Source organism: Priestia sp. BR_2, from assembly GCF_041954005.1.
GTDB lineage: Bacteria > Bacillota > Bacilli > Paenibacillales > Paenibacillaceae > Paenibacillus_AQ > Paenibacillus_AQ lautus_A.
The window spans coordinates 307,691-331,162 of sequence record NZ_JAVFHM010000294.1 but is presented as its reverse complement, the minus strand read 5'-3'; the positions used below and the strand labels follow the sequence as shown (position 1 = coordinate 331,162).

The following is a 23,472-nucleotide window of genomic DNA, read 5'->3' as shown; positions in this document are numbered from 1 at the left end:
ATATGGATCTGCTGCTAGAAATCCCTAAGTCGCGTCAGCAGAAGGATTTCCAAGGACCTCCGCGGTTATCGCCAGCAGTCTGTCGTTAGATCCGGCATCCTTAACGGCTAACCGGATGTGGCGCTCACCGAGGCCCGGGTACATGGCGCAGCTGCGGACGAGCACGCCCCGCCTGCCCATTTCCTGCTGGAACGTCCCTGCATTCCAAGGCCGCGGAAGCTCCATCAGCAGAAAATTGGCCTCCCCCGGCGTAACGTCAAGCCCCAGCGCTCGTAAACCATGTATCAGCTTCTCGCGTTCCACGCGAATCAATTGCAGCGTGTCCAGTTCATATTCCCTGCCGCTGCCAAGACAAGCCTCTCCCGCAAGCAGCGCCAGTCCATTGACGCTCCACGTCACCTGTTTGCCTGCCATGGCGCGTATCACGTCGGGGTGGGCAGCCGTAAACCCGAGCCGCAGGCCCGGTATCGCATAAAACTTGGTCATCGACCGGACAATGATCGTCCGCGGATAGTCCTGCAGTTCCGGCATCAATGTCTGTCTGTCCTCCGGCGGAACGAAATCGATGAAGGCCTCATCCAGCACCAGCCAGGTCCCTTCTTGCTCAGCGCATGCCGCCAGCTCGCGAATATCCTCCAGGCTGTACTGAACCCCGTTCGGATTGTTCGGCTGTCCCACAAATACGAGATCCGTGCAGGCGATCAGCTCCATCATATCCGCCTTGTCCGCACGCCAGTCCCGCTCCGGCTCCCCGCACACGGAGCGGATGTCCGAACCAAATTTCAAGGACAATTCCCGGTATTCGGAAAAACAAGGATCGACCACGCCGACCGTTCGGGGCTGCAGGCCCAGCAGCAGCAATGCCATGCATTCTGCAGCTCCATTTCCGACAAGAATGCACCGGGCATCGGTGCCCAATTCCTCCGCAAGCAGCCTCTTGAATTCGCGGTGCCCCGGATCCGGATAACGAATCACCGCGCTCATCCCCTCTTCTAAGGCTGCCATGACCCCTTGGGGCGGTCCTAGCGGGTTAATATTCGCGCTGTAATCCAGAAAAGCCGAGGCTGCCCTTCCATATGCAGCCGCCGCCGTCTCCACGTCCCCGCCGTGTCCGTACACCTCGATCAAAGGTTGGTTATTATCGCTCATAAGGGTTCCTCCCGTTCCATGCCCATGGTTCTTGCAAGCCCTGCCTTTATGTAATGCCATCATTATGTCGCTACCGTCCCTGACTCGTCAACATGGAATGCTTTGTCTCTGCCTTCAAATTGGTTTACAATAGTCTGGAAGCACCACATTTTGAATTGTGACGACGGAGGATGCTATGCTATTTATCGATAATCAGGGGATTCACGACCCATCCATCAACCTAGCGATTGAAGAATATGCGCTTAAGCACTTGTCCATGGACGAGAGCTACCTTCTCTTTTATATCAACAAGCCTTCCATCATCATCGGAAAGCATCAGAATACGATCGAAGAGATCAACCAGGAATACGTTCGCGACAACAACATCCAGGTTGTGCGCCGGCTGTCCGGCGGCGGAGCCGTGTACCACGATCTCGGCAACCTGAATTTCAGCTTCATTACGAAGGACGACGGCCAGTCGTTCCACAACTTCCTGAAGTTCACGCAGCCGGTCATCGACTTCCTGCAAAAGATGGGCGTGCCAGCCGAGCTCAGCGGCCGGAATGACCTGCAGGTCGGCGAGAAGAAAATTTCGGGGAACGCTCAGTTCTCGACGCGGGGACGCATGTTCAGCCACGGCACGCTCATGTTCGATCTGAATCTGGATGACGTGCAGGCCTCGCTGAATGCCAATCCGGAAAAGTTCAAATCCAAGAGCACCAAGTCCGTGCGCAGCCGCGTAGCGAACATCAAGGAGCTGCTTGGCACCGACATGACCATTGAACAGTTCCGCGCGGAGCTGCTTCGCTCGATCTTCGGGATGGAACCGGATCAAGTACCGCAATACGTGCTTCAGGAGAAGGATTGGGAGATCATCAACCAGATTTCGAAGGAACGCTACCAGAATTGGGATTGGAACTACGGGCTGTCCCCTGAGAGCAACGTGAAGCATGCGAGGAAGTTCCCGGTGGGCATCATCGATATCCGCATGGATATCCGTGAAGGGCATATCGGAGAGATTAAAATTTACGGCGATTTCTTCGGCGTCGGCGATGTTGCGGATATCGAGAATCTGCTTCGCGGCAAACGGTACGAAGAAACGGCGGTGCGCACCGCGCTATCCGGCATCGACGTCAAGCATTACTTCGGCAACCTCGAGCTCGACGATCTGATCGGCCTCATCTTTCTTGAGGAATAGATCCGACTGAAATCTAAATAAGCCTCTCGCCCCGTATGCATTGCATAAGGGCGGGAGGCTTTTTCATTGTAAAACTGCATATCCCGGATTTAAGAAGCCATAAACACGTACCAAAAAAGGGCCAGCGTCAGCACAATGCAGGCATTCTCTACCGTGCGTCCCCATTTGCTTCCGGTGCTCATGATCTTCAGCTTGATTCTCCATTTGAACGGAGGAAGCGGACGGATTCCGCGGTTGGTCAGCGCATCTGCGAGCAAATGAATCGAGTAGGATAAACCGCCGGCAAACCATAGGCTTTCCCCGCCGATCTTGCCCTGTGACGCAAAATACAGCAAGCCCGTCCATCCGGCTGCGGCATAGACGGTATGGGTTAACCCCCGATGGGTCACCAAGGAGCCTGCAATCAGCACGCTGCCTGCGATCGTATTCCATGGGCTGAAGCCCTGCCCGAAGGAAATCAGTCCCAAGCCGATCAGGAACATGACGACATGGCGCAGCGTCCGGCTCGGCAGGTACGAAACAACCCCGATCAGCCCGGCCAGGGCGATATTCCAAGGCGCATACTCCTTGCCGTAGAATACGACGAATATGGCGGCGCCAATCATCGCCAGCTGTAGAATTCGCAGCAGCCCGGAAGGAATCGCCTTGCGCACCAGCAGGGAGTTGGGCTCGTCGATGTCGGGAAGCAGCGAGCTGACCAAAGCCACTGCCGCGGCAGGCAGCGTGACAGGCACTCCGCTCATGCCCATGACGGATAACGTGACCCCTGTGCTGATAATCAAATGAGCTCTGCCCATCATGATGACATTCTTCCTTTCTAAGCTCAATGCTGACTATGGAATCGATGGATCTCTTGCCGATCTCCACGTCCGATAGCCCAGGGTCATGAGAATATACGTTCGGTTCATTAGTATAGCAAAATCATCCTCTTTTTGTCTACCCCTTCCACTTTTGCAGGCTTAAAAATGGTTGTCCGATCCGCTCATATGGGATACAATTTGATCACTTGCCCATGCCTTACGCCCGGGGACGAAAGTACGGGAAGCTGCAATTTGAGTTTCGCATCATCGGAAAGGATGACTACCTAGTGAATCGCTCACGTATCGCCGACATCAGCCTGCTTCTGGTGGCCATGATGTGGGGCTCCACGTTCCTCATCGTTCAGTATGCGGTGCGCGTCCTCCCGCCTATGGCCTTTAATTCGGCCCGCTTTCTGGGAGCGGCCCTGCTCCTCGCATTGATCATCACCCTCTTTTACCGGAATCAGTGGAAGCTAATATCCGGCAGGATGCTGCTGCATGCTTGCCTGCTCGGTCTTTTTTTGTTTATCGGCTATGCCTTTCAAACGGCGGGCCTTCTGTACACGACCACGTCCAATGCAGGTTTCATTACCGGCTTGTCCGTCGTGCTGGTGCCTTTCATATCTTACGCGCTGTTAAAGCACTCCATCTCCAGATTCACCTGGATCAGCGCCTTGCTTGCTGCAGCGGGCCTGTACCTGCTCACCTTCGCCGGATCCGGCATGAGCCTGAACAAGGGCGATGTGCTCGTATTCGTTTGCGCCATCGGTTTTGCGCTCCATATCGGTTATACGGGCGTTTATGCCGGCCGATATCCCTCCCTGCTGCTGGCAGCGCTCCAGATGGCCGTCGTTGGGGTATTCAGCCTGATAGCCTCCGCTTTAACCGAACATGTGGGCCATGCAGCGGATCTGATGGAGAAGCTGACCGAGCCGAACGTGCTGTGGGCGCTCGCTGTATCCATCGGCCCTACCAGCGCATTCGCCTTCTGGATCCAAACCGTCTGCCAAAAATACACGACGCCGTCCAGGGTAGCCATCATCTATGCAACGGAGCCCGTATTCGCGGCACTGACGGGAATTCTGTTTGCCGGAGAACGGCTTACGCTTTTCGGCGGCATCGGTTGCCTGTGCATTTTGGCGGGAATGGTGATTGCGGAATTGAAGTCTGCGCCACAGAAGGTACAATAGAGTTAAAGACAGAGACAGAATCAAAAAGGAGAGATACCCATGACAACTTACAAATTGATGGCCATCGACATTGACGACACCCTGATCAATGACGATAAGGAAGTAACCCCAGGCGTCCAGCAGGCGCTTGAGCAAGCGGTCGCCCACGGCGTCGTCGTGACGCTGGCAACCGGACGTGCCTATGCGTCAGCCCAGGCGATTGCCCGTCAAACCGGACTCAACGTTCCCATCATCACCTACCAAGGTGCCTTGATCAAAAATCTGCTCGACGAAAAGGTTCTCTACGAACGCTTCGTTCCCGTCGACGCTGCCGTAAAGCTGTTTGAATACTGCGTGGAGCACAATCTGCATCTGCAAACCTACATCGATGACAAGCTGTATGCCCGCGAAGAGAATCAGAAGCTGATCGATTACTGCGCCCTGAACCGGACGCCTTATTATATCGAGCCTGATTTTATGACGATGGTTCGGAAACCGACACCGAAAATGCTCATTATTGACGATCCCGACTATCTCGATGAACTGATCCCTATATTCCGCGAGCTGCTCGGCGATGAAGTGCATATTACCAAATCCAAGCCGCATTTTCTGGAGTTCATGCATAAGGAAGGCACGAAGGGACATGCGCTGACCTTCCTGGCCGATCATTTTGGCTGCGACCTCAAGGAAACCATCGCTGTCGGCGACTCCTGGAACGACCACGAAATGCTGGAGGCAGCCGGACTTGGCGTCGCTATGGGCAATTCGATTGAGCCGCTTAAGGCGATTGCCGATTACGTTACGTTGGGGAATAACGAAGACGGCGTGAAGCATGTCATTGATAAATTCGTGCTCAACCAAGGTTAATACGAAAAATAACTAGCTGCGCAAACAAGCCTCCATGATATCCATGGGGGCTTGTTCCTGTCCATAAACCGGGCCAATGCGGCGCCCAAACCGTTTCCTTGGGAAGCGCAAGGCCGCCGCGACCTGTCGATCATTCCCGATCCGGGTTAAATGTTAGAATCGGCTTCAGAAGAGCCGCATCGTCGAACTCCAGCAAGCCTACCTCCATGCACAGCTCCATCAGCTTATGAATGCCGTTGAATTGCTGCAGATTTCGTTGATGAATGACCGACAACGCTTCGCGGACCAATTTTTTGGCCTGCTCAATGCTCTGATGCTCCACGGCCTGAATAATCTCCTTGATGCTCTCCAGGTAATATACGGTCCGTCTCAGCGAGCGAATCAGCAAAATCTGCCGGACATGCGAGGGGCTGTACAGCCGATATCCATTCTCGGGGTTGCGATCGGGAGTGATCAAGCCTTCCTTCTCCCAGTGACGAATGGCGGACGACTCCACGTTGGTCAATTCGGCAGCTTCGCCGATTGTCATATGCGCCTTCAGCTTTTTATCCCTGATGCTGTCAAGCCCGGGATTCTCAAGCAGGGCAAGCGTTTCGTCCGCAATGGTCTTTTCCTGCTGCAGTTTGACCTGCTCCCCGTTCACGAGCCAGAGGGCTTCATCCATCTCCCTCTTCTGGATATGGCGAATCACATCATAGGTTACGGCATAACCGAACCCGGGGAACATGGCCCGCAGACACCGGAAGTAGGCGAGATGCATCTTCGTGTATAGACGGTACCCCTTCTCGTTCCGCTCAGGTGAGGGCACCACTCCCCAAGATTCGTAATGCCTTAAAGCACTCGTACTGATATGCAGCTCTTTGGCGATGTCTTTCGGCTTGTAGTAATGCATGCCGTCCCCTCCCCGACCACGATTGAGAACCTACTTTACCAGAATCGCGGGCCATTGGCAAACCTTAAATTAAAACATTAAAGCGCTCTGATAAGGTTTGTGCAGCATCAACAAGAGTGCTGGCGAATTCGCCGCCCGGCAGCTTCCCACTTGCATCAATGTAGTATATTGGTTGGTGTAGAGGCAAGTTGAACGTATTCTTAACAGCGGGAGGCTGATCAATGATGAATATGCACATAACCGAGGAAGTTCCACAGATTAAGGAATATATCGATCTCCGATTCGATGCAGGGCTGCCTGAGGTCGAGGAATCGATCGCAGAGACGGCTCTCAACCGCAGCCTGCTCTCCGTCCTTGTCCGGGACGGCAATGACCGGCTGATCGGTATGGGAAGGGTGATCGGCGACGGCGCTTTGTATTTTCAACTGGTAGATGTTATGGCCGCGGCATCCTATCGGGATCAAGGGCTTGAAGAAACGATCGTGTCCGAACTGCTCGCCCGCCTGAAAAAAATAGCGCCAAGCGGAGCCGAGGTCACCGTCATCACGGACGTTCCCGGAATCAAGCTGTATCAACACGCCGGCTTCAAGCTGCTGTACCCTGAACGATACGGTATGGCCGGAGCTGTGTGAGAGATATCCCAGCAAGCGGCTTAAAACGGCAATCCTGCCGCATCTTCACGTTAAAGGTCTCCGCACGGGGGCCGTCGGTCCGCACAGATGGCCGGATTAACTACTCCATATTTTCATTTATTCAATCTCACCGTCATCCCTGCCACCGCCACACGGACTCCCTCCGGCAGAGGCAGCTCTTTCCGAACGTCGACGTCATGCGACATATGGGTATACACCGTTTGGCGAGGTTTCACCTCGGCGAGCAGCTCTGCCGCTTCCTTCATGTCATAGACGGAGCGGGTCTCGAATTGGGCGGTTTCATGAACAAAGCTGGTTCCCAGCACCAGGAGATCCACGCCTTTCAGCGGCTCCTTTTCCTTCGGGCTGAGATCAATCGAATCCGAATTGTACACCCATGTGTACCCGTCCTTCTGAAACCGGTAGGCGTAGGAGTACCCGTTTTTGCCATGGTTTACTTTCCAGCACGAAATCTCCCAGCCAGCCAATGTAAATCCATCATCGACTGGCGTCATCTCCATCTGCCGCGGAAGCCACGGATACTGGCGGACAATCTGGTCCAGCACCTCGGCTGGGGCGTATAGCCGGCCTTTTTCCCTCTGCCATCTGCAGGCATCGCTCCATTCCGGAAGGCCTCCGATATGATCAAAGTGGGCGTGCGTAATCAGCATGTCGCTCATTTTTCGAATCCCGAGCCCCTCCATCATGACGCGCCAATCCGGACCGCAGTCGATCATAAAGGACGTTTCGCCGCACTCCACCATCGCCGAGGAGCGCAATCGCCGGTTCACGCCCGTACTCCTCGCTTCCGTGCATACCCCGCAATCGCAATATACCCGCGGGACGCCCATCGCATCCCCGGTTCCCAGAAAAGTTAATGTATCTCCGCTCACACGCATCCCCCATTATTATGTATTGATTCCTTCACGGTTAAGCAAACCTTGTCCCTTTATTGTATTAGCGCACGAAGAAAAAAACAAAGACCGCCGGGCTCATCCCGGACGGTCTTTCGTCATTCCTGCCATACGATACGTTTATGATAGCAATTCATTAAGCAAACGAGGGCTTATTATCGTCAACAGCTCCGCTGATGACCTTGACGTACTTCTTATCCACGCCTTCCACGGAAGGACCGACATATACACTGCTCTTGCTTGAGCGTCTGACCGAGCGCTTCCGGGATTTCAGCGTACTCATCATCGGTACGGGCCCCCGAACCACCCAGCTGCTGCCATTGGCGGACCCCTGCGGATGACCTGACGTTCTCTTCTTCTCATTCCTGCTCACGACGAATCCCCTCCAACTAAATGCCTGATGGTACGAAGCAGCTCACGATTCTGTTCCACAACCTCCGCGAGATCTTCATCCGTAAGAATCTCATGTCCCGTAAAATGCACGGACAATACATGATTTACACCTAAAGGATAGCAGAACACATACACCTGCGCAACTTCCTCTTCGTGATAAAATGCCCATTTTCCACTATTATAGACATCAATCACGTAAATCGACTGGTTGCTTGGCGAATGATCCTTTTTCCCATCGAACGGGAAATACCGTCCTTTACCTACATTACCCCCAATTTGGGCAATGCCTTCATCCCTTCGTCCCCAAAAGGCTGCGCCGGTCACCCGGAAATCCCCTGCAGCCGGCGGGAGCAAGGAGTTTCGGACGGCTTCACTCAGTGCATGATATTTTTCCGCTTCATCGCTCACATGCACGTTTCGGTTATATTCCCAGAAAAAATGCAGCACGCTTTGCTTGCGTCTCAGCTCCGCATCCTTCTGTTCAATCAATGTGCTCGGGTTGTTATAGAATCCTTCGGTTTCGATCGCGCTCAGAATATGTCCGCAGGCGACATCGACGGCAGATTTGTAATCATCGTCGCTTCGAAGCTCGTATTCGAGCAGCGTAATGCCCTGCAGGTCGGAGAGTAGGTGATAATCCTTAACGATCACGTCTTGAACGGAACTGCTGTCTGCCTCTACCTGATCCGGAATGATGCAGTATACCCTTCGCCGTCCGAGCCTTCCCCAGTACAGCCCCATCTCAAACAACGTGTTGTCGCGGGTAACAAATACATGTTTGCCTCGAATGAGCGCCACATCATCCGGAGAAAAGACGAACACACCAAAATCACTGGACGCCAGCTGCTTCTCCAAAGCTTCCATCGTATACATATTCGCCCCGAACGTACCCCCGTACCAAGGCGTCACTTGGGCGGAGCGTTTGAGCTGTTCGTGGATCGCCCTTGCATACTTGATGGCCTCTCTGGAAGAACCTATGAATAAATTCGGCTTCGGTATGGTCATAGGCACATCCTATTCTCCCTTTGTTATACATTTTAGTCTTATTCGACCATTATAACAAAGTTGCCTATTTTTGGGTGAAAATTATGGCAGGCGCATGTTGGTATAGTATATGCTACGGTTTCAAAACAGACCCCATAAATAACCATGCACCCGTGTCCCGATCTTCAATGGCAAAGAAAAAAGGGCGGTTGATCTTCATGGCGATCGGCTCGGTAGGCTCGGCGCTTTCCGTTATTCCCACCGCTGTCACAGCTGCGGCCTTTGTCCCTTTTTCGCTGACATCGACAATCGTATGGTGTGTGACATGATCGATCCAAAATCCGTCTCCTTGTTCGGCCAATTTGCTAAAATCAGCCTCGGCGGCGTCGAATGCCTTGACCATGCCGAGGCTCTTAAGGGCATCCGGAAGCTCGAAGCTCTGCTCCGCCTTAAACTTGGGCAGACTGAGCTGAACCGTTTCGAACGAGTAATCGCCTTTCCAGACGGACGCATCCTTCCACAGCTGCCGATGCAGCTTATCGATCGTGGAGGATTCCTTCGGCAGGATGACCAGCATGTGCATGCGGCCATCTCCATATGGAATGCGGATGGCCTGCCAGGACTCTCCTTCTTTATAGCTGTATCTATCTTCCCTCTTCATCATCGGGACTTGTTGAGTGGTGCCGTCAGATAGCGTAAATTCTTCATCCACGGTATTTGCCGGATCAAATTCATCCGTCCACCCGCCGTTGAAATATATGGCATTGATCAGGACCGCAACGCCGCCTGGCGGCTCATGATATATCTTAGGGATCATGCCGCTGGTTTTGTCTTTCACCCATTGGTTAATTGCATGCATCGCGTCCTCCCGCTGAAGGTCCGTCTCCCTGACCTCCGCACCGTAACTGTCCTTTACGGCTTCCGCATAAGCCACCTTCAGCTTAAGACCTGGCCGGTGCCAAACGGAATTGGCCACGTTCAGCACGACGCCGCCTCCGTTCTCCAGCAAGGAGCGCAGCTGGCGGTTGCCTTCATTGATGCCTGCATCATTCATGCCCCTCCAGCCCAGCATATCGGCCATCTCGGCAGCCGTATCGCCCGCGGTCCCGTTATAAGCCAGTGCCAAGGCCTGCGTGATGCTGTATGGAGAAATAATCAGGTTATCGCTCGTGTACTCAGGGTTATCCGATAACGCCTGGTGCAACCGTAAACCAAAATCATTCTGCGCTTTCACCATGCCGGCATCCACCTTGCCTAATACCTCTTTGCGTTCCTGCGCCGACAATTCCTTCACATTGGTCTGCTTATGCGCAATGCCCTGCGATTCCCCCGGCTGGATCCCGCTGTCCTGAGCGCAGGCGGTAAGCCCAACAAGCAAGCATAGGCCTGTGAGTATCTTTTTTTTCCGCATCACCTTGTCCCCCTTCAATGCCAGATTTTTGATCTATCTGCTATTGACGGAATCGACACTCCTAATGTTTCATATAAAGGATCATTTATCCAAATTCAGTTGGCAATCCACTTCATCACCGCTACAATGAATAGATGAGTTCCAGCAACATACCTAAAAGACATGCAAAGCGAAAGGAATTTCTACATATGCAAAAAATTCGTCTTGAAGGCAGCAGAGTGACGCTGCGATCCAGGAAACCCGAGGATACCCCTGTTCTATATAATCTGATCTATGGCACGAAGAACCCGGAATGGAAAAAATACGACGCCCCTTATTTCCCGCTCAAGCAGATTTCCTACGAAATTTTTGAAACGCAGTGGAACGCCGACTTCGAAACCGATCAATTTCCGAGCGATCTGCTCATCGAAGTCGAGGGCACAACGATTGGCATCGTCACGTTCTATTGGGAGCATGAGGCCTCGCGCTGGCTGGAAGCCGGCATCCTGATTTATGACCCGGGCCGTTGGAGCGGCGGGTACGGTACGGAAGCACTGTCGTTGTGGGTGGATTGCCTGTTCCAAAACCTCACCATCGCCCGTGTCGGCATTACGACCTGGTCCGGCAATCCGCGAATGATGCGCTGTGCGGAAAAGGTGGGCATGCAGCTCGAAGGCCGTATGCGAAAGTGCCGGTATTACGACGGCGTCTATTACGACTCCATTCGCATGGGCATTCTGCGAGAAGAATGGGAAGCGCGCAAAGCAACCGTATAGAGCAAGATGGTACGGAATAATCCGTATACGTGGCATATTTGCAAAATAGGAGGCGTCATTCAGACGAATGCTAATGTTCTGTACGTACAAATAAGCGAGCCGTTCAGGATATCCTGAACGGCTCGCTTTATCTCTTTTTTGTCGCCGACGGGCCATGGATGATACGCAACTCAGCACGCGACGCCCCCTCATGAACCTATCAATCGCTCCATATACCACCGAGCATCACAGCCCTGCCAGCACCTGATACCAAACCCCTCGCTTCGAATACAGCGTCTCGCGCACCTGGTCCCATCCGCCCAGATACTCGATGTCGAACAGCCCCGGCGGGTTGGCAAACCGCTCCTTCGTCTGTTCATGCACCGATTCCTCGACGGGACGGAAGCCATGCTTCACGAAGATGTTCTGCGCCTCCGGCGTACGCAAGTACTCCACAAAAGCCGCCGATACATCCTCAGTGCCGTGTTTCTTCGCAAACCGCTCCACGACTGCGGCCGGATTCTCGATCAGCATCGTATGCTGCGGTACAACAATGTCATACTGGACGCCTTGGGCAATCCGGGCTAGCAGCTCGTTCTCATACGTAACGATCACATCCCCGACCCCGTATTCAAAAGCCGCCATCGAAGCCCGCCCGCTTTTATCGAGCGACTCCACATTGCGGTGAACCGCTTCAAGGAAGGCTTTCGCTTCGGCAGGATCACGCTTTCCATTCTCTTCCGATTGTTTCAGGCCGGCGCCGTAAATCGCGTTGATGTCCCACTGCGCCCCGCCCGAGGTCTTCGGATTCGGATACAGCACCTTGACGTCCGATCGGGTCAGATCGTCAAAATCCCGTATCCCTTTCGGGTTACCTGCGCGGGTACCGAGAACGACAATCGAGCGTGTCACCATGCCGTTATAAGGCTGGGATTTCCACTCCTTGTCGACGAGCCCTGCCCTGACGAGTTTATCGACATCCCCTTCCATGGCAAGCAGCGTGACGTCAGCCTCAAACCCGCCCGTAATGGCGCGCGCCTGTGTTCCGGAAGCCTCGTAGGATTCCTGAAAACGAATGGTTTCTCCCGTCTGTGCCTTCCACTCGGCTTGAAAAGCGGGGATAATCTCGGACAAGGCATCCCTGGCTACGCTGTACGCGCCCAGCACGATCGTTCGCTCGCCCGGCTGCGACATCGCATCTTCATTGACGGGCTGATCATCGGCACATCCTGCGATAAGCAAACTGAAGAGAAGCGCCATGCCCACTTGCAGGAATGAGGTTCGTTTCATATTCAAGATCCGCATGAATCCACTTCCCTTCGTTATTTAGAATCATCAGATCATAATCGGCATCGGATCGACCTTCAGGCGATTTTCCTCGATCCAGCTGTGCTCGTCGTTAAAGAGGTATGCCCGGTGAACGAGGACGCGGACCTCTTGGCCCGGCTGCAGCGTTTCCTTCTCCAGCGACCGGTAGGTGATCAGTTTATGTCCCTTGACCTCCACCTCCACGAGCCACTCGCTGCCGCGGAAATGCAGATGGCGGACGATCCCCGTCTCCGTGGCAGACAGCACGCTGAAATCATGCTCGCTTCCAATCTCGATATATTCCGGGCGAATTAATGCGCGCGTCGCATTCTTGTTAGCCGCTGCCTCAAATCCCTTCAGTTCGGCAGCGCTTGAAATCACGGTGGACTCGCCTATGAAGGAAGCGACAAACGGCGTCTTCGGCTCCTTGTAAATATCCCACGGCGTTCCCTTCTGCTCGAGGCGCCCCTGATTAATGATCATGATTTCGTCCGCGACTTCAATCGCCTCATCCTGGTCATGCGTAACAAAAATCGACGTGATGCCGACCCGCTCGATCAGCTCGCGAAGCCAGGAGCGCAGCTCTTGGCGGATCTTCGCATCGATGGCGGCGAACGGTTCATCCAATAAGAGCAGCTGCGGCTCGGGCGCAAGCGCTCTGGCAAAGGCTACGCGCTGGCGCTGTCCGCCCGATAACTGGTGCGGATAACGGCTCTCGAAGCCTTTCAAGCCCGTCAGTTCCACCAGCTCCATCACCCGGTCTTTGATTTTGGCCTTGGCGGCCTTCTTCACCTTCAAGCCGAAAGCGATGTTGTCAAACACGGTCATATGCTTAAACAAGGCATAGTTCTGGAACACAAAGCCGATGCCGCGCTCCTGCGGCGGCAGGTCATTGACCACTTGGCCATGAAAGGAGATTTGTCCGGAATCCGGATTCTCAAGCCCGGCCAGCATGCGCAGGATGGAGGTTTTACCGCCTCCGCTGGGCCCCAGAAGCCCGATCAGATGTCCCTTTTCAATCTCGAAGCTGACATTCTTGACGGCGTGAAACGTACCGAAATGCTTGTTCAGATCGCGAACTTCCACATGCATATCAATGCACATCCTTTCTTTTTTTGGCCCATTCCATCAGCAGCAAGAGACCTACGGAGAAGGCGGCCAGTACCAGCGCCACTCCATTCGCCGCAGCCACGTTGAAATTTTCCACGTCCTGATACACAAGCGTCGTCGCCGTCTGGGTTTTGTTCATGATGTTGCCGGAGACCACCAGTACGGCGCCGAACTCGCCCAATGAACGGGCTACCGTGAGCACCAGGCCGTATACGACGGCCCACCGGATGGAAGGCCACGTTACTTTCACGAACGTGGTCCACCCGTAAGCCCCAAGCGTCGCGGCCGCCTGCTCCTGATCGTTTCCGATCTCCTGCAGGACGGGCATGACCTCGCGAACCATCAGCGGGAACGTGACGAAGAGCGTCGCAATCACCATGCCGGGGAACGCATACACCACCTTAAACCCGATCCCTTCAAAAAAACCGCCGATGATGCTGTCGGGTCCCAGCAGCAGCACAATCATCAAACCGCCGATGACCGGCGAAACAGCGTAAGGCAGGTCGACAATGCTGTTCAGAATGCCCTTGAGCTTTCGGCTGAGCCAATTTGCCCGCACCAGATACAGCGCCATCATGATGCCAAACAACGCATTCAAAAAAGTAACGAATACCACAATCAGACCCGTCATCATCAGGGCATGCAGGGCTTCCGGCCTGAGCAGCCCCTCCGCAAACCCGTCCAGCCCCTTATCGAACGCACCGATCGCAATTCGGGACAGGGGAATGATCAGCAGGATGATAAATACGGCATACGTAAGTCCGATCCATAATCGTTTCAAGCTCGTCTCCCCCTCTGCTGCACGGCATTGATCACCCAGAGGATCATGAAGGAGAGCGTAAGAAGCAGAATCGATACGGCAGCCGCTCCGGCCGGATTATCGCTCTCCACCTCGCCAAAAATAAATACCGATGCGATCAGCGTCCTGCCCGGAATGTTGCCGGCAACCAGGACGACGGCGCCGAATTCAGCCAATGCCCTAGAGAAGGCCAGCATCCCTCCGCTGATGATTCCCGGCAGCATCGACGGCAGGATGACTTTAAAAAAGGTTCTCGTTCTGGAAGCGCCCATCGTATATGCGGCCTCTTCCTCCAGCGGATCCAGCTCTTCCAGCAGCGGCTGAACCGCCCGGATTACAAACGGGAACGTGACAAACAGCATGGCGACCACGATCGCGGGCTGATGGAACACGATTTCGAAGCCGAGCTTCTCCGCCAGGCCTCCAAGCAAGCTCCCCGGCCCAAGCAGCAGCAAAATCATCAAGCCGCCAACGGCCGTCGGCAGCGCAAAAGGCAGATCCACCAGACTGTTCAGCAGCGTCCTTCCCGGAAATCGATACCGTATGAGCACCCAAGCAATCATCGTTCCGATAAGCACGTTGATGAAAGTAGAGATTAGGCCCAGTTTAATGGTAAGCAGCACGGCCTTCCAGGCGATCGGATCCATTACGCTTTCCGCAAAATGGCCCCATCCCGCAGAGAATGATTGCACATACACCCCAAAGATCGGCAGTACGATCAAGGCAAGAAAATAAAGCAGTACGGTGCTTCGAAAACCCCAAGTCCAACCTTTATGACGAATCCATGTTGTCATCTCGTATCCCTCCCGCCTCCGGATGGCATTCCGGTCGACTCCTCCACAAACCATCTTTATATTTCCTATTTGTATACTTGGTTTTACTTTACACATACTTTACCAAAAGCTGAATCCGATCGTCAATCCATCTTTTGCACTTTATCGGGTAAAATAAAAGAAATGGAAAAAGTTGAGGAGGTTATTGAGATGCTGTATACCGGTGAATTGGCTACGCAAGGACGCGATGAGATGAGGGATATTACAAGGGAGATCCACTCTTTCGTGAAACAAAGCGGAGTCCAGCAAGGAACGGTCCTGATTTATTGTCCGCATACGACGGCGGGAATCGCCATCAACGAAAACGCCGATCCCGATGTGAAACGGGACGTGCTGATATCTTTGGATGAGGTCTATCCATGGAATCATCCCAAGTATCGCCATGCGGAGGGCAACACGGCCTCCCACCTTAAATCGATCACCTGCGGCCCTTCGCAGACCGTGATCATTCAGAACGGGCACCTGCTTCTTGGACGCTGGCAGGGGATTTACTTCTGCGAATTCGACGGACCGAGGCAGCGACAATACCATGTGAAGATCATGGAAGGATAAAACCGGGAACGGATGCCGACAGTCAAGCGAATGAAATGAAAGCACAAAAAGCAGACAGGTGCATGCAAGGGAGCGCGGACCTGTCTGTTTTATGGTTCATTAGGTGATTGACGTTTCAACGCTAGGCCGTTGTAACGGATTGAAGTGCCAAGCTGCGCGTCTTGGCAGCATGTAAACATCAGACCCTGCTGTACAGACTCCGGCATAACACTTTGATATGGGTAAGAGCGGCTGGTTTAATCTCATCAAAACCGATTCTGTCCTGAATATAATACGATATAAATCCATGCAGCGACAAAAACAAAGTCAGCGGAACGGTTCGCCGTTCTTCCTCGCTGTAATTCTCCTCCAGCAAATACTGACGGACCAGCATAGCAAACATTTCAAAACAGCGTCCCTGCTCAGAGCGACAGTAGGACAGCAGCTCTTCGTCCCGAATCATGAACATGATTTCGTACTGGTAAGGATTATCCAGACCGAAACGAACGAATTCCAGCATCAGCTGCTCCAGCTTCGATACCCCGTCACAGGGAGGCTTTACAGAGACCTCCAACAGCAAATCATTTAGATCATTAAAGTCCTTCATGACAATGGCGTAGAATAGCTCCGCCTTTTCCTTAAAGTGATAATACAAGGAGCCGTGGCTATAACCCAAATGCTGCCCGATGCTTCGCATCGAAATGGCCCTGTATCCTTTGGTTATGAACAAATGCCTGGCTGCTTCCAGTATCCGCTCTCTCGACAACTCGCGTTCGACTGCTCTTCTTGCCATATTATTTTATTCCCCTTCAATAAAATAAAGCCGCTCTCCCTCCGTGATCAAGGACTGCCCCTGTGTCAAATCCACCATCCAAGTCATAAAGCTCTCCGCATCACCATCGAGCGGCAAGCAGGTCAAAGTCACCGTGTCGGCAAAGTTTGTCTCTCCCATGCGTACGTTCCGGTTACGAAGCTCGTTCTCCACCTTACCCAGCCAGGTATAATCCAGCTCCACGAAAATCTCCCGGTGAAGAACCCTTGTAATCGGTTCGCCTGACTCGATCGCAGCCACGGCTCCGTCGGTGTACGCCCGGATTAATCCGCCCGCACCCAGCATAATGCCGCCAAAATAACGCGTGACCACGATAGCTACATTCTTCCGCCCCTGATTGCGGATCACCTCGAGAATCGGCTTGCCGGCCGTTCCGCTCGGTTCCCCGTCATCCGATTGCTTCTGAATCTCATCCCGCTCGCCAATCATGTAAGCGGAACAATTGTGCGTAGCATTCCAATGTTTTTTCTTGATCTCTTCAATAAAAGCGACGGCTTCCTCTTCGGTCTCTACCGGCATCACATGCCCGATGAAACGCGATTTCTTGATGACGATCTCCTTGGAGCCCGCCTGACGTACCGTTTTGTAACGATCCAGCATGAAACAACAACCACCTCTATATTGCCAAGAAAGCAGTCCACGGCAATGATATGCCAGCGGACTGCTTCCTTCAGCGTCTTACGTCTAATCCAATGAAAGTGTCGGGTTATTCGGAAAGTCTAGCTTCCAATTCGGCCTTCTCTTTCTCGTACCCAGGTTTGCCGAGCAGCGCGAACATATTTTTCTTGTACGCCTCTACGCCCGGTTGGTCAAACGGGTTGACACCCAACAGATAGCCGCTGATACCGCAGGCCTTTTCGAAAAAGTATACCAGATATCCGAACGAATAGGGAGTGAAATCTGGAATTGTCACAATCAAATTCGGAACTTGTCCGTCTGTATGGGCCAGCATCGTGCCTTGGAACGCCTTTTTGTTGACAAAATCCAATGTTTTCCCGGTCAGGAAGTTCAATCCGTCCAGATCGTCCGGATCCGATTCGATCGTAATATGCTCGGATACGTTCTCCACCTGAATGACGGTTTCGAAGATGTTGCGGCTGCCTTCCTGGATGAACTGACCCATGGAGTGCAGATCGGTAGAGAAATCGACGGATGCCGGGTAGATCCCCTTGTAATCCTTCCCTTCGCTCTCGCCGTACAGCTGCTTCCACCACTCCGATACAAAATGCAGGGAAGGCTCGTAGTTCACCAGGATCTCGATGCCTTTGCCTTTACGGTAAAGCGCGTTGCGAACCGCTGCGTATTGGTAAGCTTCGTTCTCGGCAACGTTCGGGCTGCTGTACTCCTTGGAGGCGTCAGCCGCGCCCTGCATCATCTCTTCGATGTTGATGCCTGCCGTCGCGATCGGAAGCAGACCTACTGCGGTCAGCACGGAATAACGTCCGCCCACGTCGTCAGGAATGATAAAGGACTCGTAGCCTTCCTCGGTTGCCAGCTTCTTGAGGGCGCCCTTCGCTTGATCCGTCGTAGCGTAAATGCGTTTGCGCGCTTCTTCCTTGCCGTATTTCTTCTCCAGCTCCGCACGGAAAATACGGAAAGCGATAGCCGGCTCCGTCGTTGTGCCGGATTTGGAGATGACGTTGACGGAGAAGTCTTTGCCTTCGATCAATTGAAGCAGATGCGAAACATACGTGGAGCTGATGTTGTTGCCCGCAAAGTAAATTTCCGGCGTCTTGCGCTGGTCCTTCGACAGCTCGTTATAGAACGAATGCGACAGCATTTCGATGGCCGCGCGCGCTCCCAGGTAGGAGCCTCCGATTCCGATTACGATCAGAACGTCCGAGTCGCTTTGGATTTTGGCGGCCGCTTTCTGGATGCGGGAGAATTCCTCTTTATCGTACTGAGTCGGCAGGTCGATCCAGCCCAAATAATCGGAGCCGGCTCCCGTACCGTTATGTAACTGTTCATGAGCTGTGCGGATCGGCTCAGCGAAATAATCAACTTCGTGCTGATTGACAAAGGTCAGTGCTTTACTGTAATCAAACTTGATTTTTTTAGACATGCCTTAAACCTCCTGTGAATTTAGAAATAGGATACTTTAATTTAATAAAGACCGCAAGTTTCACGGGCCAACTGTCATCTATTCTTCATGCGCGGGACTCCTTCCCGCTTCCATTCCCTGCAAAGACTGGCTTCGTTTCGGGAACCCGTGCTAAGATAGAGTGGATCAGGAATCCATAATCGAAGGTGATATAGACTATGAAAAAAATCGGGTTTATCGGACTGGGCACCATGGGAGCTCCCATGGCCTCCAATCTGCTGAAGCAGGATTACGATGTGACGGTATATAACCGCACCCACGAGAAATGCCGTCCGCTCGCCGAACAGGGAGCCTCCATCGCGGAGACGCCTCGGGAAGCGGCCGAAGGGCAAGATCTTGTCATTACGATGGTAAGCAACGACCAATCCATCCGGGATGTATTCTACGGAGAGAACGGCCTGCTTGGCTCCCTGACGAGCGGGATGACCGTCATTGACTGCAGCACGATCTCCGAAAGCCTGGTTAAGGAAATTGCCTCCGCCGTTTCCGGCCTCGGCGCTTCCTTCCTGGATGCCCCGGTAACCGGCAGCAAGCCTGCAGCGATTGATGGCACCTTGGTCTTCATGGTTGGCGGTGATGCCGCCGTCATCGAAGCGCAAGCCGACGTTTTTGACACCTTGGGCAAAAAGGTCATTCACATGGGGCCTAACGGAAGCGGCGCCGTGGCCAAGCTCGCGCACAATACGATTGTGGGCATTAACAACCTGGCGCTGGCCGAAGGCTTCGCCATCGCCGCGAAATCAGGCATACCGGCAGACAACTTCCTGGAGCTCGTGCAGCTGGGATCGGCCGGCAGCAAAGCGGCGGAGCTGAAGGGACGCAAAATCATCGAAGGCGATTTCAGCAATCAGTTCTCGCTGGCGCTCATGCTCAAAGACCTGAAGCTGGCCTCCTCGCTCACCGATGGCATCGGGATGCCGTCGCCCATGCTGAACCTGGCCAAGAGCCTGTTTCAAGCCGGTGCCAGCGAAGGCTATGGCGATGAGGATCTCTCCGCCGTCGTGAAGTGCTACGAAGCTTGGATCGGTCATAAAATCGGCGGCCAGCAGCCATAATGCCAGACAAGCCATGCATCTATAACGGCTCCTTCTTCTTAGTTTTGGTTCATCCGGACTAGGAGGAAGGAGCTATTTTTGGGGCCGCTCCATCATTTTCCTCTCGGCAAGAAACTTTTCACGCTTCACTTCCGTCTACTATGCAAAAGGAGGAATTTACAACATGAAATGGACCAAACGATTAAAAACAATGGCAGCCGCTGTCGTACTAACCGCTGTTCTGTCCCCAGCAATAGCCGGTTCGCCGGCCTCTGCAGCGGTTAAACCATCCGCTACCATTAATAACGTAACCGCAAGCGGCGACGTGCTGATCAGGCAGGGGACCACCTTTGTTACTCTTACCGATCTCAAGCCTCTGGGCAACTACGTCATGAAGTACGACAACCAGAAGAAACAGGTGACTATCCAAGGCGATAACCGAACGGTGATTCTCGCGGCCGGAAGCACCAGCATGGAAGTGAACGGCGTTAAGAAGGCGCTCCCTGCAGCCCCGCTGCTGCATAACGGCAAGACCTTGATTCCCCTAAGGGCCGTAGCCCAAGCCTTCGATGCCAGCGTCTATTGGAACGGCTCTTTAAAAACAGCCTATATCAATAAGGCAGATCCCGATATCATCGCAGACTTAAAGAGCTCCGATCTGGCCACCGCCAGGAACGCTGCAGCCAAGCTTCCTTATACATCCGAATTGAAGAAACCTGAGCTGGACATGCTGCCCGTGGAAATGCAGGGCGTGGACTATTATTTTCCCAAAGGCCAATCCCAACGCTTTTTCCTGGTAGATAACGATATCGCCAGCTATTTCGAAATCCGCGGCGGCGTCAAATATTTGAAATGGCAGGGCAAGCTGGATTATTCCGCCAAGGCACCGGCAAACCAAAAGCTATTCTTCCTGCCTGCGTTGAAAGCGGAGATCGGCGAACAGCCGGATACCGGCAATTGGACCCTTGCCAACTTCGTATTCCGCTACCCTTCCGGCGTCACCAGCTACCGCCTGCTCGATCGCGGCCAAGAATGGGGCGAAGGATACGTAGAGCTTGACAACCGGGCTCCCGGATATAAAGGCGAGATCGTGACGATCCCCGAGGAATAAGTCCATTATATCAACCGCCGTTAACGGCCTGCGTTGACATCCGGCATTGACAGTAAAGGCTCAGAGCCATCGGCTTTGAGCCTTTTTGGCATATTCACTGCTTTAGGCGCCGCTTGTCCTGCTACATCGTCGGATAAGAGCAGCAATAATCCGTCACGGTGCGGATTTCCAGCTTGAAGCTTGAATTGCCCGGCACGTTAAAGGTCGCGGGCTCTTGAATCTCTAACCACTCTTGCTCCCCGGGCAGCAGAACACGCAAATCGCCGGACAGGATTTCCATAATTTCAGGGCCATCCGTGCCGAATTCATAGCTTCCCGGCAGCATGATGCCGAGCGTGACCTTTTCCCCATTCTCCAGCAGCACCGTGCGGCTGGTTACCTTCCCCTCATAGTACACATTGGCTGCTTTCGTGACGGTCGCATTCTTGAATTGAGACATCGACAACTCTCCTCCTCCAAAATATGTATGGCGCTTGATATATGGACGGCACCCGCATGATGCGGGTGCCGGAAAATCAATATGGAGTTAAATCAGGGTGTGGTTACAGCAAGCCTTTTACGCGGCTAACCACGTTCTCAACGGTAAATCCGTACTCGGCAATGACGCGGTCGCCAGGAGCGGAAGCGCCAAACGTGTTGATGCCGAGAATGTCGCCTTTGTCGCCCACGTAACGCTCCCATCCGAACGGATGAGCCATTTCAATGGCAAGACGGGCTTTAACGTCAGGAAGCAGCACGGAATCTTTGTAAGCCTGATCCTGGCTGTCGAACAGATCCCAGCTTGGCATGCTGATGACGCGTACGGCAATGCCTTCTTCGGCCAATGCCGCTTGTGCTTTAACGGCAAGCTGAACCTCGGAACCCGTTGCAATGATTTGAGCCTGCACGTTTCCATCTGTCGCGTCGGAAACAACATAAGCTCCGCGTTTGATGCCTTCACGCGCATGGTCCGCCGTGCCAGCGAGGATCGGCAGATTTTGACGAGTCAGCACCAAGGCTACCGGACGATCCGTGTTCTCAACCGCATAAGCCCATGCAGCGGAAGTCTCATTCGCATCTGCCGGACGGATAACGGTCACGCCTGGAATGATGCGCAGGGAAGCCAATTGCTCGATCGGCTCATGCGTAGGGCCGTCTTCGCCGACAGCGATGCTGTCGTGTGTCAGCACATACGTAACCGGCAGCTTCATGATCGCAGCCAGACGAATGGCCGGACGCAGATAATCGGTAAATACGAAGAACGTACCGCCGAAAATTTTCAATCCGCCATGGAGAGCGATACCGTTCATCGCGCCAGCCATCGCAAATTCGCGAACGCCATAATACACGTTGCGGCCTTCATAGCTCTCCGCGGTGAAAGATGCCAGGTCGTTCAAGTGAGTCATGGTGGAGCTTTCCAGGTCAGCCGATCCGCCAAGCAGCTGCGGTACGCCTGCCGTCAAACCGTTCAGCGCTTTACCGGAAGCCACGCGAGTGGAAACCGCTTTGTCGTCCGCGCTGTATTTCGGAAGGTCTTTGTCCCATCCTTCAGCCAATTCGCCGGATTCGCCGCGCTCGAATTGCGCAGCCAGCTCTGGGTAAGCCTCTTTGTATTTCGCGAACTGATCCACCCACGCTTGATATGCAGCAATGCCGCGTTCTTTCACTTTGCCGAAATGCTCGCGCACTTCCTCCGGCACGTAGAAGTCCTCTTCATATACCCATTCATAGAATTCCTTGGTCAGCTTCGCTTCGTCGGCTCCGAGCGGAGAACCGTGCGTACCGCCATGGCCGCCTTTACCTTGTTTGTTCGGGCTGCCGTAACCGATGACCGTCTTCACTTCGATCAGCGTCGGGCGGTTCGAATCGCCTTTCGCTTCCTCGATCGCTTTCTCGATCGCAGGCAGATCGTTGCCGTCTTCTACGCGCAGCACTTGCCAGCCATATGCTTCAAAACGCTTCGCCACGTTCTCGGAGAAGGCCAGGTTCAGCTCGCCGTCAAGGGAGATATCGTTGGAATCGTACAGCATGATCAATTTGCCAAGCTTCAGGTGACCTGCCAGGGAAGCCGCCTCGGAAGCCACGCCCTCCATCATGTCGCCGTCGCCGCAAATCGCGTACGTATAGTGATCCACCACGTTGAAGCCGTCTTTATTGTAAGTCGCGCCCAAGTGAGCCTCGGCCATTGCCATACCTACAGCCATGGCCACGCCTTGCCCGAGCGGGCCTGTCGTTGCATCAACGCCGGCCGTGTGGCCGAATTCCGGGTGCCCCGGCGTTTTGCTCCCCCATTGACGGAATTGTTTCAGGTCCTCAATGGACAAGTCATAGCCGCTCAGGTGGAGCAGACTGTAGAGCAGCATGGAGCCATGTCCTGCAGACAAGACGAAACGGTCGCGGTTAATCCACGCCGGCCGGTCCGGGTTATGATTCATCGTCTTCGCGAACAGCTGGTAGCCCATAGGCGCGGATCCCATCGGCATGCCCGGATGACCGGAGTTGGCTTTTTCGATCGCGTCGATCGCCAATGTCCGGATCGTTGCGATGGACAGGTTGTCGATCGTTTGGTTATGTTCAGTTGTCATGATTCGTCCTCCTCAAATCTTTTCCATAGTAAGCTTCGAAAATGAAGGCTTCTTACGTCCCTCCAGCCCCGATTCGCTTGGTATCAGAGCAGTTAGGAATGTTGAGAATATCATTTTGACTCTTATT

24 protein-coding genes are annotated in these 23,472 nt (G+C 53.7%); 8 read left to right on the top strand and 16 right to left on the bottom strand.

All coding sequences use genetic code 11. From position 1 onward, the window contains the following. Window positions 1–24 precede the first annotated feature (24 nt). A complete protein-coding gene (cobD, locus tag RB298_RS25305; RefSeq protein WP_486049099.1) occupies window positions 25–1,149 on the bottom strand; it encodes a threonine-phosphate decarboxylase CobD in 1,125 nt (374 codons plus the stop codon). A 175-nt stretch (window positions 1,150–1,324) separates the two neighbouring features. Between cobD and lplA the strand changes: the two genes are divergently transcribed. Further along, window positions 1,325–2,326, top strand: coding sequence for a lipoate--protein ligase (lplA, locus tag RB298_RS25300; RefSeq protein WP_015737189.1), 1,002 nt, complete (start codon window positions 1,325–1,327; stop codon window positions 2,324–2,326). An 89-nt stretch (window positions 2,327–2,415) separates the two neighbouring features. On the opposite strand, the gene RB298_RS25295 is transcribed toward lplA, so the two are convergent. Then, entirely contained in the window at window positions 2,416–3,126 is a 711-nt protein-coding gene (locus RB298_RS25295) for a metal-dependent hydrolase (protein ID WP_486049097.1), read from the bottom strand. A gap of 287 nt (window positions 3,127–3,413) precedes the next feature. Here RB298_RS25295 and RB298_RS25290 point away from each other — a divergent pair, with 287 nt between their 5' ends. Beyond that, window positions 3,414–4,316 (top strand): DMT family transporter, encoded by a 903-nt coding sequence (locus tag RB298_RS25290; protein WP_096776702.1) that lies wholly within the window; start codon window positions 3,414–3,416, stop codon window positions 4,314–4,316. 39 nt (window positions 4,317–4,355) lie between these two features. After that, entirely contained in the window at window positions 4,356–5,162 is an 807-nt protein-coding gene (locus RB298_RS25285) for a Cof-type HAD-IIB family hydrolase (protein WP_009589265.1), read from the top strand. Between the two features lie 130 nt (window positions 5,163–5,292). Here the strand turns inward: RB298_RS25285 and RB298_RS25280 are convergent, their stop codons facing one another. Then, on the bottom strand, window positions 5,293–6,054 hold the full coding sequence (locus tag RB298_RS25280; protein ID WP_096776464.1) for a TioE family transcriptional regulator: 762 nt from the start codon (window positions 6,052–6,054) through the stop codon (window positions 5,293–5,295). Window positions 6,055–6,275: 221 nt separating this feature from the next. Between RB298_RS25280 and RB298_RS25275 the strand changes: the two genes are divergently transcribed. Then, window positions 6,276–6,686 carry a GNAT family N-acetyltransferase gene (locus tag RB298_RS25275; protein WP_486049094.1) on the top strand — a complete coding sequence of 137 codons (411 nt, stop codon included), beginning with the start codon at window positions 6,276–6,278 and terminating at the stop codon, window positions 6,684–6,686. Window positions 6,687–6,799: 113 nt separating this feature from the next. Here the strand turns inward: RB298_RS25275 and RB298_RS25270 are convergent, their stop codons facing one another. The 4 genes from RB298_RS25270 to RB298_RS25255 all read right to left on the bottom strand — a co-directional run bounded on the left by RB298_RS25270 (window position 6,800) and on the right by RB298_RS25255 (window position 10,388). Further along, window positions 6,800–7,585: an MBL fold metallo-hydrolase gene (locus RB298_RS25270; RefSeq protein WP_176502525.1), complete on the bottom strand. Its 786-nt coding sequence runs from the start codon at window positions 7,583–7,585 to the stop codon at window positions 6,800–6,802. Window positions 7,586–7,736: 151 nt separating this feature from the next. Next, window positions 7,737–7,973, bottom strand: a complete 237-nt coding sequence (locus RB298_RS25265) for a hypothetical protein (protein WP_009589256.1) — start codon at window positions 7,971–7,973, stop codon at window positions 7,737–7,739. Then, window positions 7,970–8,998 carry a TIR domain-containing protein gene (locus tag RB298_RS25260; RefSeq protein ID WP_375122052.1) on the bottom strand — a complete coding sequence of 343 codons (1,029 nt, stop codon included), beginning with the start codon at window positions 8,996–8,998 and terminating at the stop codon, window positions 7,970–7,972. The genes RB298_RS25265 and RB298_RS25260 overlap by 4 nt, the downstream gene beginning before the upstream one ends. Before the next feature lie 112 nt (window positions 8,999–9,110). After that, window positions 9,111–10,388, bottom strand: coding sequence for a serpin family protein (locus RB298_RS25255; protein WP_375122032.1), 1,278 nt, complete (start codon window positions 10,386–10,388; stop codon window positions 9,111–9,113). 188 nt (window positions 10,389–10,576) lie between these two features. On the opposite strand from RB298_RS25255, the gene RB298_RS25250 reads away from it, so the two are divergent. After that, window positions 10,577–11,143 (top strand): GNAT family N-acetyltransferase, encoded by a 567-nt coding sequence (locus RB298_RS25250; RefSeq protein WP_096776468.1) that lies wholly within the window; start codon window positions 10,577–10,579, stop codon window positions 11,141–11,143. Window positions 11,144–11,368: 225 nt separating this feature from the next. On the opposite strand, the gene RB298_RS25245 is transcribed toward RB298_RS25250, so the two are convergent. The 4 genes from RB298_RS25245 to cysT are packed head-to-tail and all read right to left on the bottom strand — an operon-like array spanning window position 11,369 to window position 15,133. Continuing rightward, window positions 11,369–12,427 (bottom strand): sulfate ABC transporter substrate-binding protein, encoded by a 1,059-nt coding sequence (locus tag RB298_RS25245; RefSeq protein ID WP_096776469.1) that lies wholly within the window; start codon window positions 12,425–12,427, stop codon window positions 11,369–11,371. 30 nt (window positions 12,428–12,457) lie between these two features. Next, window positions 12,458–13,522 (bottom strand): sulfate/molybdate ABC transporter ATP-binding protein, encoded by a 1,065-nt coding sequence (locus tag RB298_RS25240; protein ID WP_486049090.1) that lies wholly within the window; start codon window positions 13,520–13,522, stop codon window positions 12,458–12,460. Between the two features lies 1 nt (window position 13,523). After that, window positions 13,524–14,321 (bottom strand): sulfate ABC transporter permease subunit, encoded by a 798-nt coding sequence (locus RB298_RS25235; RefSeq protein ID WP_096776470.1) that lies wholly within the window; start codon window positions 14,319–14,321, stop codon window positions 13,524–13,526. Then, window positions 14,318–15,133, bottom strand: a complete 816-nt coding sequence (gene cysT, locus RB298_RS25230) for a sulfate ABC transporter permease subunit CysT (RefSeq protein WP_036662786.1) — start codon at window positions 15,131–15,133, stop codon at window positions 14,318–14,320. The genes RB298_RS25235 and cysT overlap by 4 nt, the downstream gene beginning before the upstream one ends. A gap of 189 nt (window positions 15,134–15,322) precedes the next feature. On the opposite strand from cysT, the gene RB298_RS25225 reads away from it, so the two are divergent. Continuing rightward, window positions 15,323–15,724, top strand: a complete 402-nt coding sequence (locus RB298_RS25225; protein WP_486049088.1) for a secondary thiamine-phosphate synthase enzyme YjbQ — start codon at window positions 15,323–15,325, stop codon at window positions 15,722–15,724. Window positions 15,725–15,902: 178 nt separating this feature from the next. Here RB298_RS25225 and RB298_RS25220 read toward each other — a convergent pair whose 3' ends face one another. The 3 genes from RB298_RS25220 to RB298_RS25210 form a co-directional block, all read right to left on the bottom strand. Then, window positions 15,903–16,496 (bottom strand): TetR/AcrR family transcriptional regulator, encoded by a 594-nt coding sequence (locus RB298_RS25220; RefSeq protein ID WP_015737204.1) that lies wholly within the window; start codon window positions 16,494–16,496, stop codon window positions 15,903–15,905. A 6-nt stretch (window positions 16,497–16,502) separates the two neighbouring features. Further along, on the bottom strand, window positions 16,503–17,135 hold the full coding sequence (locus RB298_RS25215) for a YigZ family protein (protein ID WP_009589243.1): 633 nt from the start codon (window positions 17,133–17,135) through the stop codon (window positions 16,503–16,505). A gap of 106 nt (window positions 17,136–17,241) precedes the next feature. Next, a complete protein-coding gene (locus RB298_RS25210; RefSeq protein ID WP_009589268.1) occupies window positions 17,242–18,597 on the bottom strand; it encodes a glucose-6-phosphate isomerase in 1,356 nt (451 codons plus the stop codon). Window positions 18,598–18,794: 197 nt separating this feature from the next. Here RB298_RS25210 and RB298_RS25205 point away from each other — a divergent pair, with 197 nt between their 5' ends. Both RB298_RS25205 and RB298_RS25200 read left to right on the top strand, forming a co-directional pair. Then, the gene (locus RB298_RS25205; protein WP_096776472.1) at window positions 18,795–19,691 is read left to right on the top strand and encodes an NAD(P)-dependent oxidoreductase; all 897 of its coding nucleotides are present in this window, start codon (window positions 18,795–18,797) and stop codon (window positions 19,689–19,691) included. Window positions 19,692–19,854: 163 nt separating this feature from the next. Beyond that, window positions 19,855–20,781 carry a copper amine oxidase N-terminal domain-containing protein gene (locus RB298_RS25200; protein WP_486049084.1) on the top strand — a complete coding sequence of 309 codons (927 nt, stop codon included), beginning with the start codon at window positions 19,855–19,857 and terminating at the stop codon, window positions 20,779–20,781. Window positions 20,782–20,902: 121 nt separating this feature from the next. Here the strand turns inward: RB298_RS25200 and ppnP are convergent, their stop codons facing one another. Beyond that, a complete protein-coding gene (gene ppnP / locus RB298_RS25195) occupies window positions 20,903–21,220 on the bottom strand; it encodes a pyrimidine/purine nucleoside phosphorylase (RefSeq protein WP_015737208.1) in 318 nt (105 codons plus the stop codon). Window positions 21,221–21,323: 103 nt separating this feature from the next. After that, the gene (gene tkt / locus RB298_RS25190) at window positions 21,324–23,345 is read right to left on the bottom strand and encodes a transketolase (protein ID WP_486049082.1); all 2,022 of its coding nucleotides are present in this window, start codon (window positions 23,343–23,345) and stop codon (window positions 21,324–21,326) included. Between the last annotated feature and the right edge of the window lie 127 nt (window positions 23,346–23,472).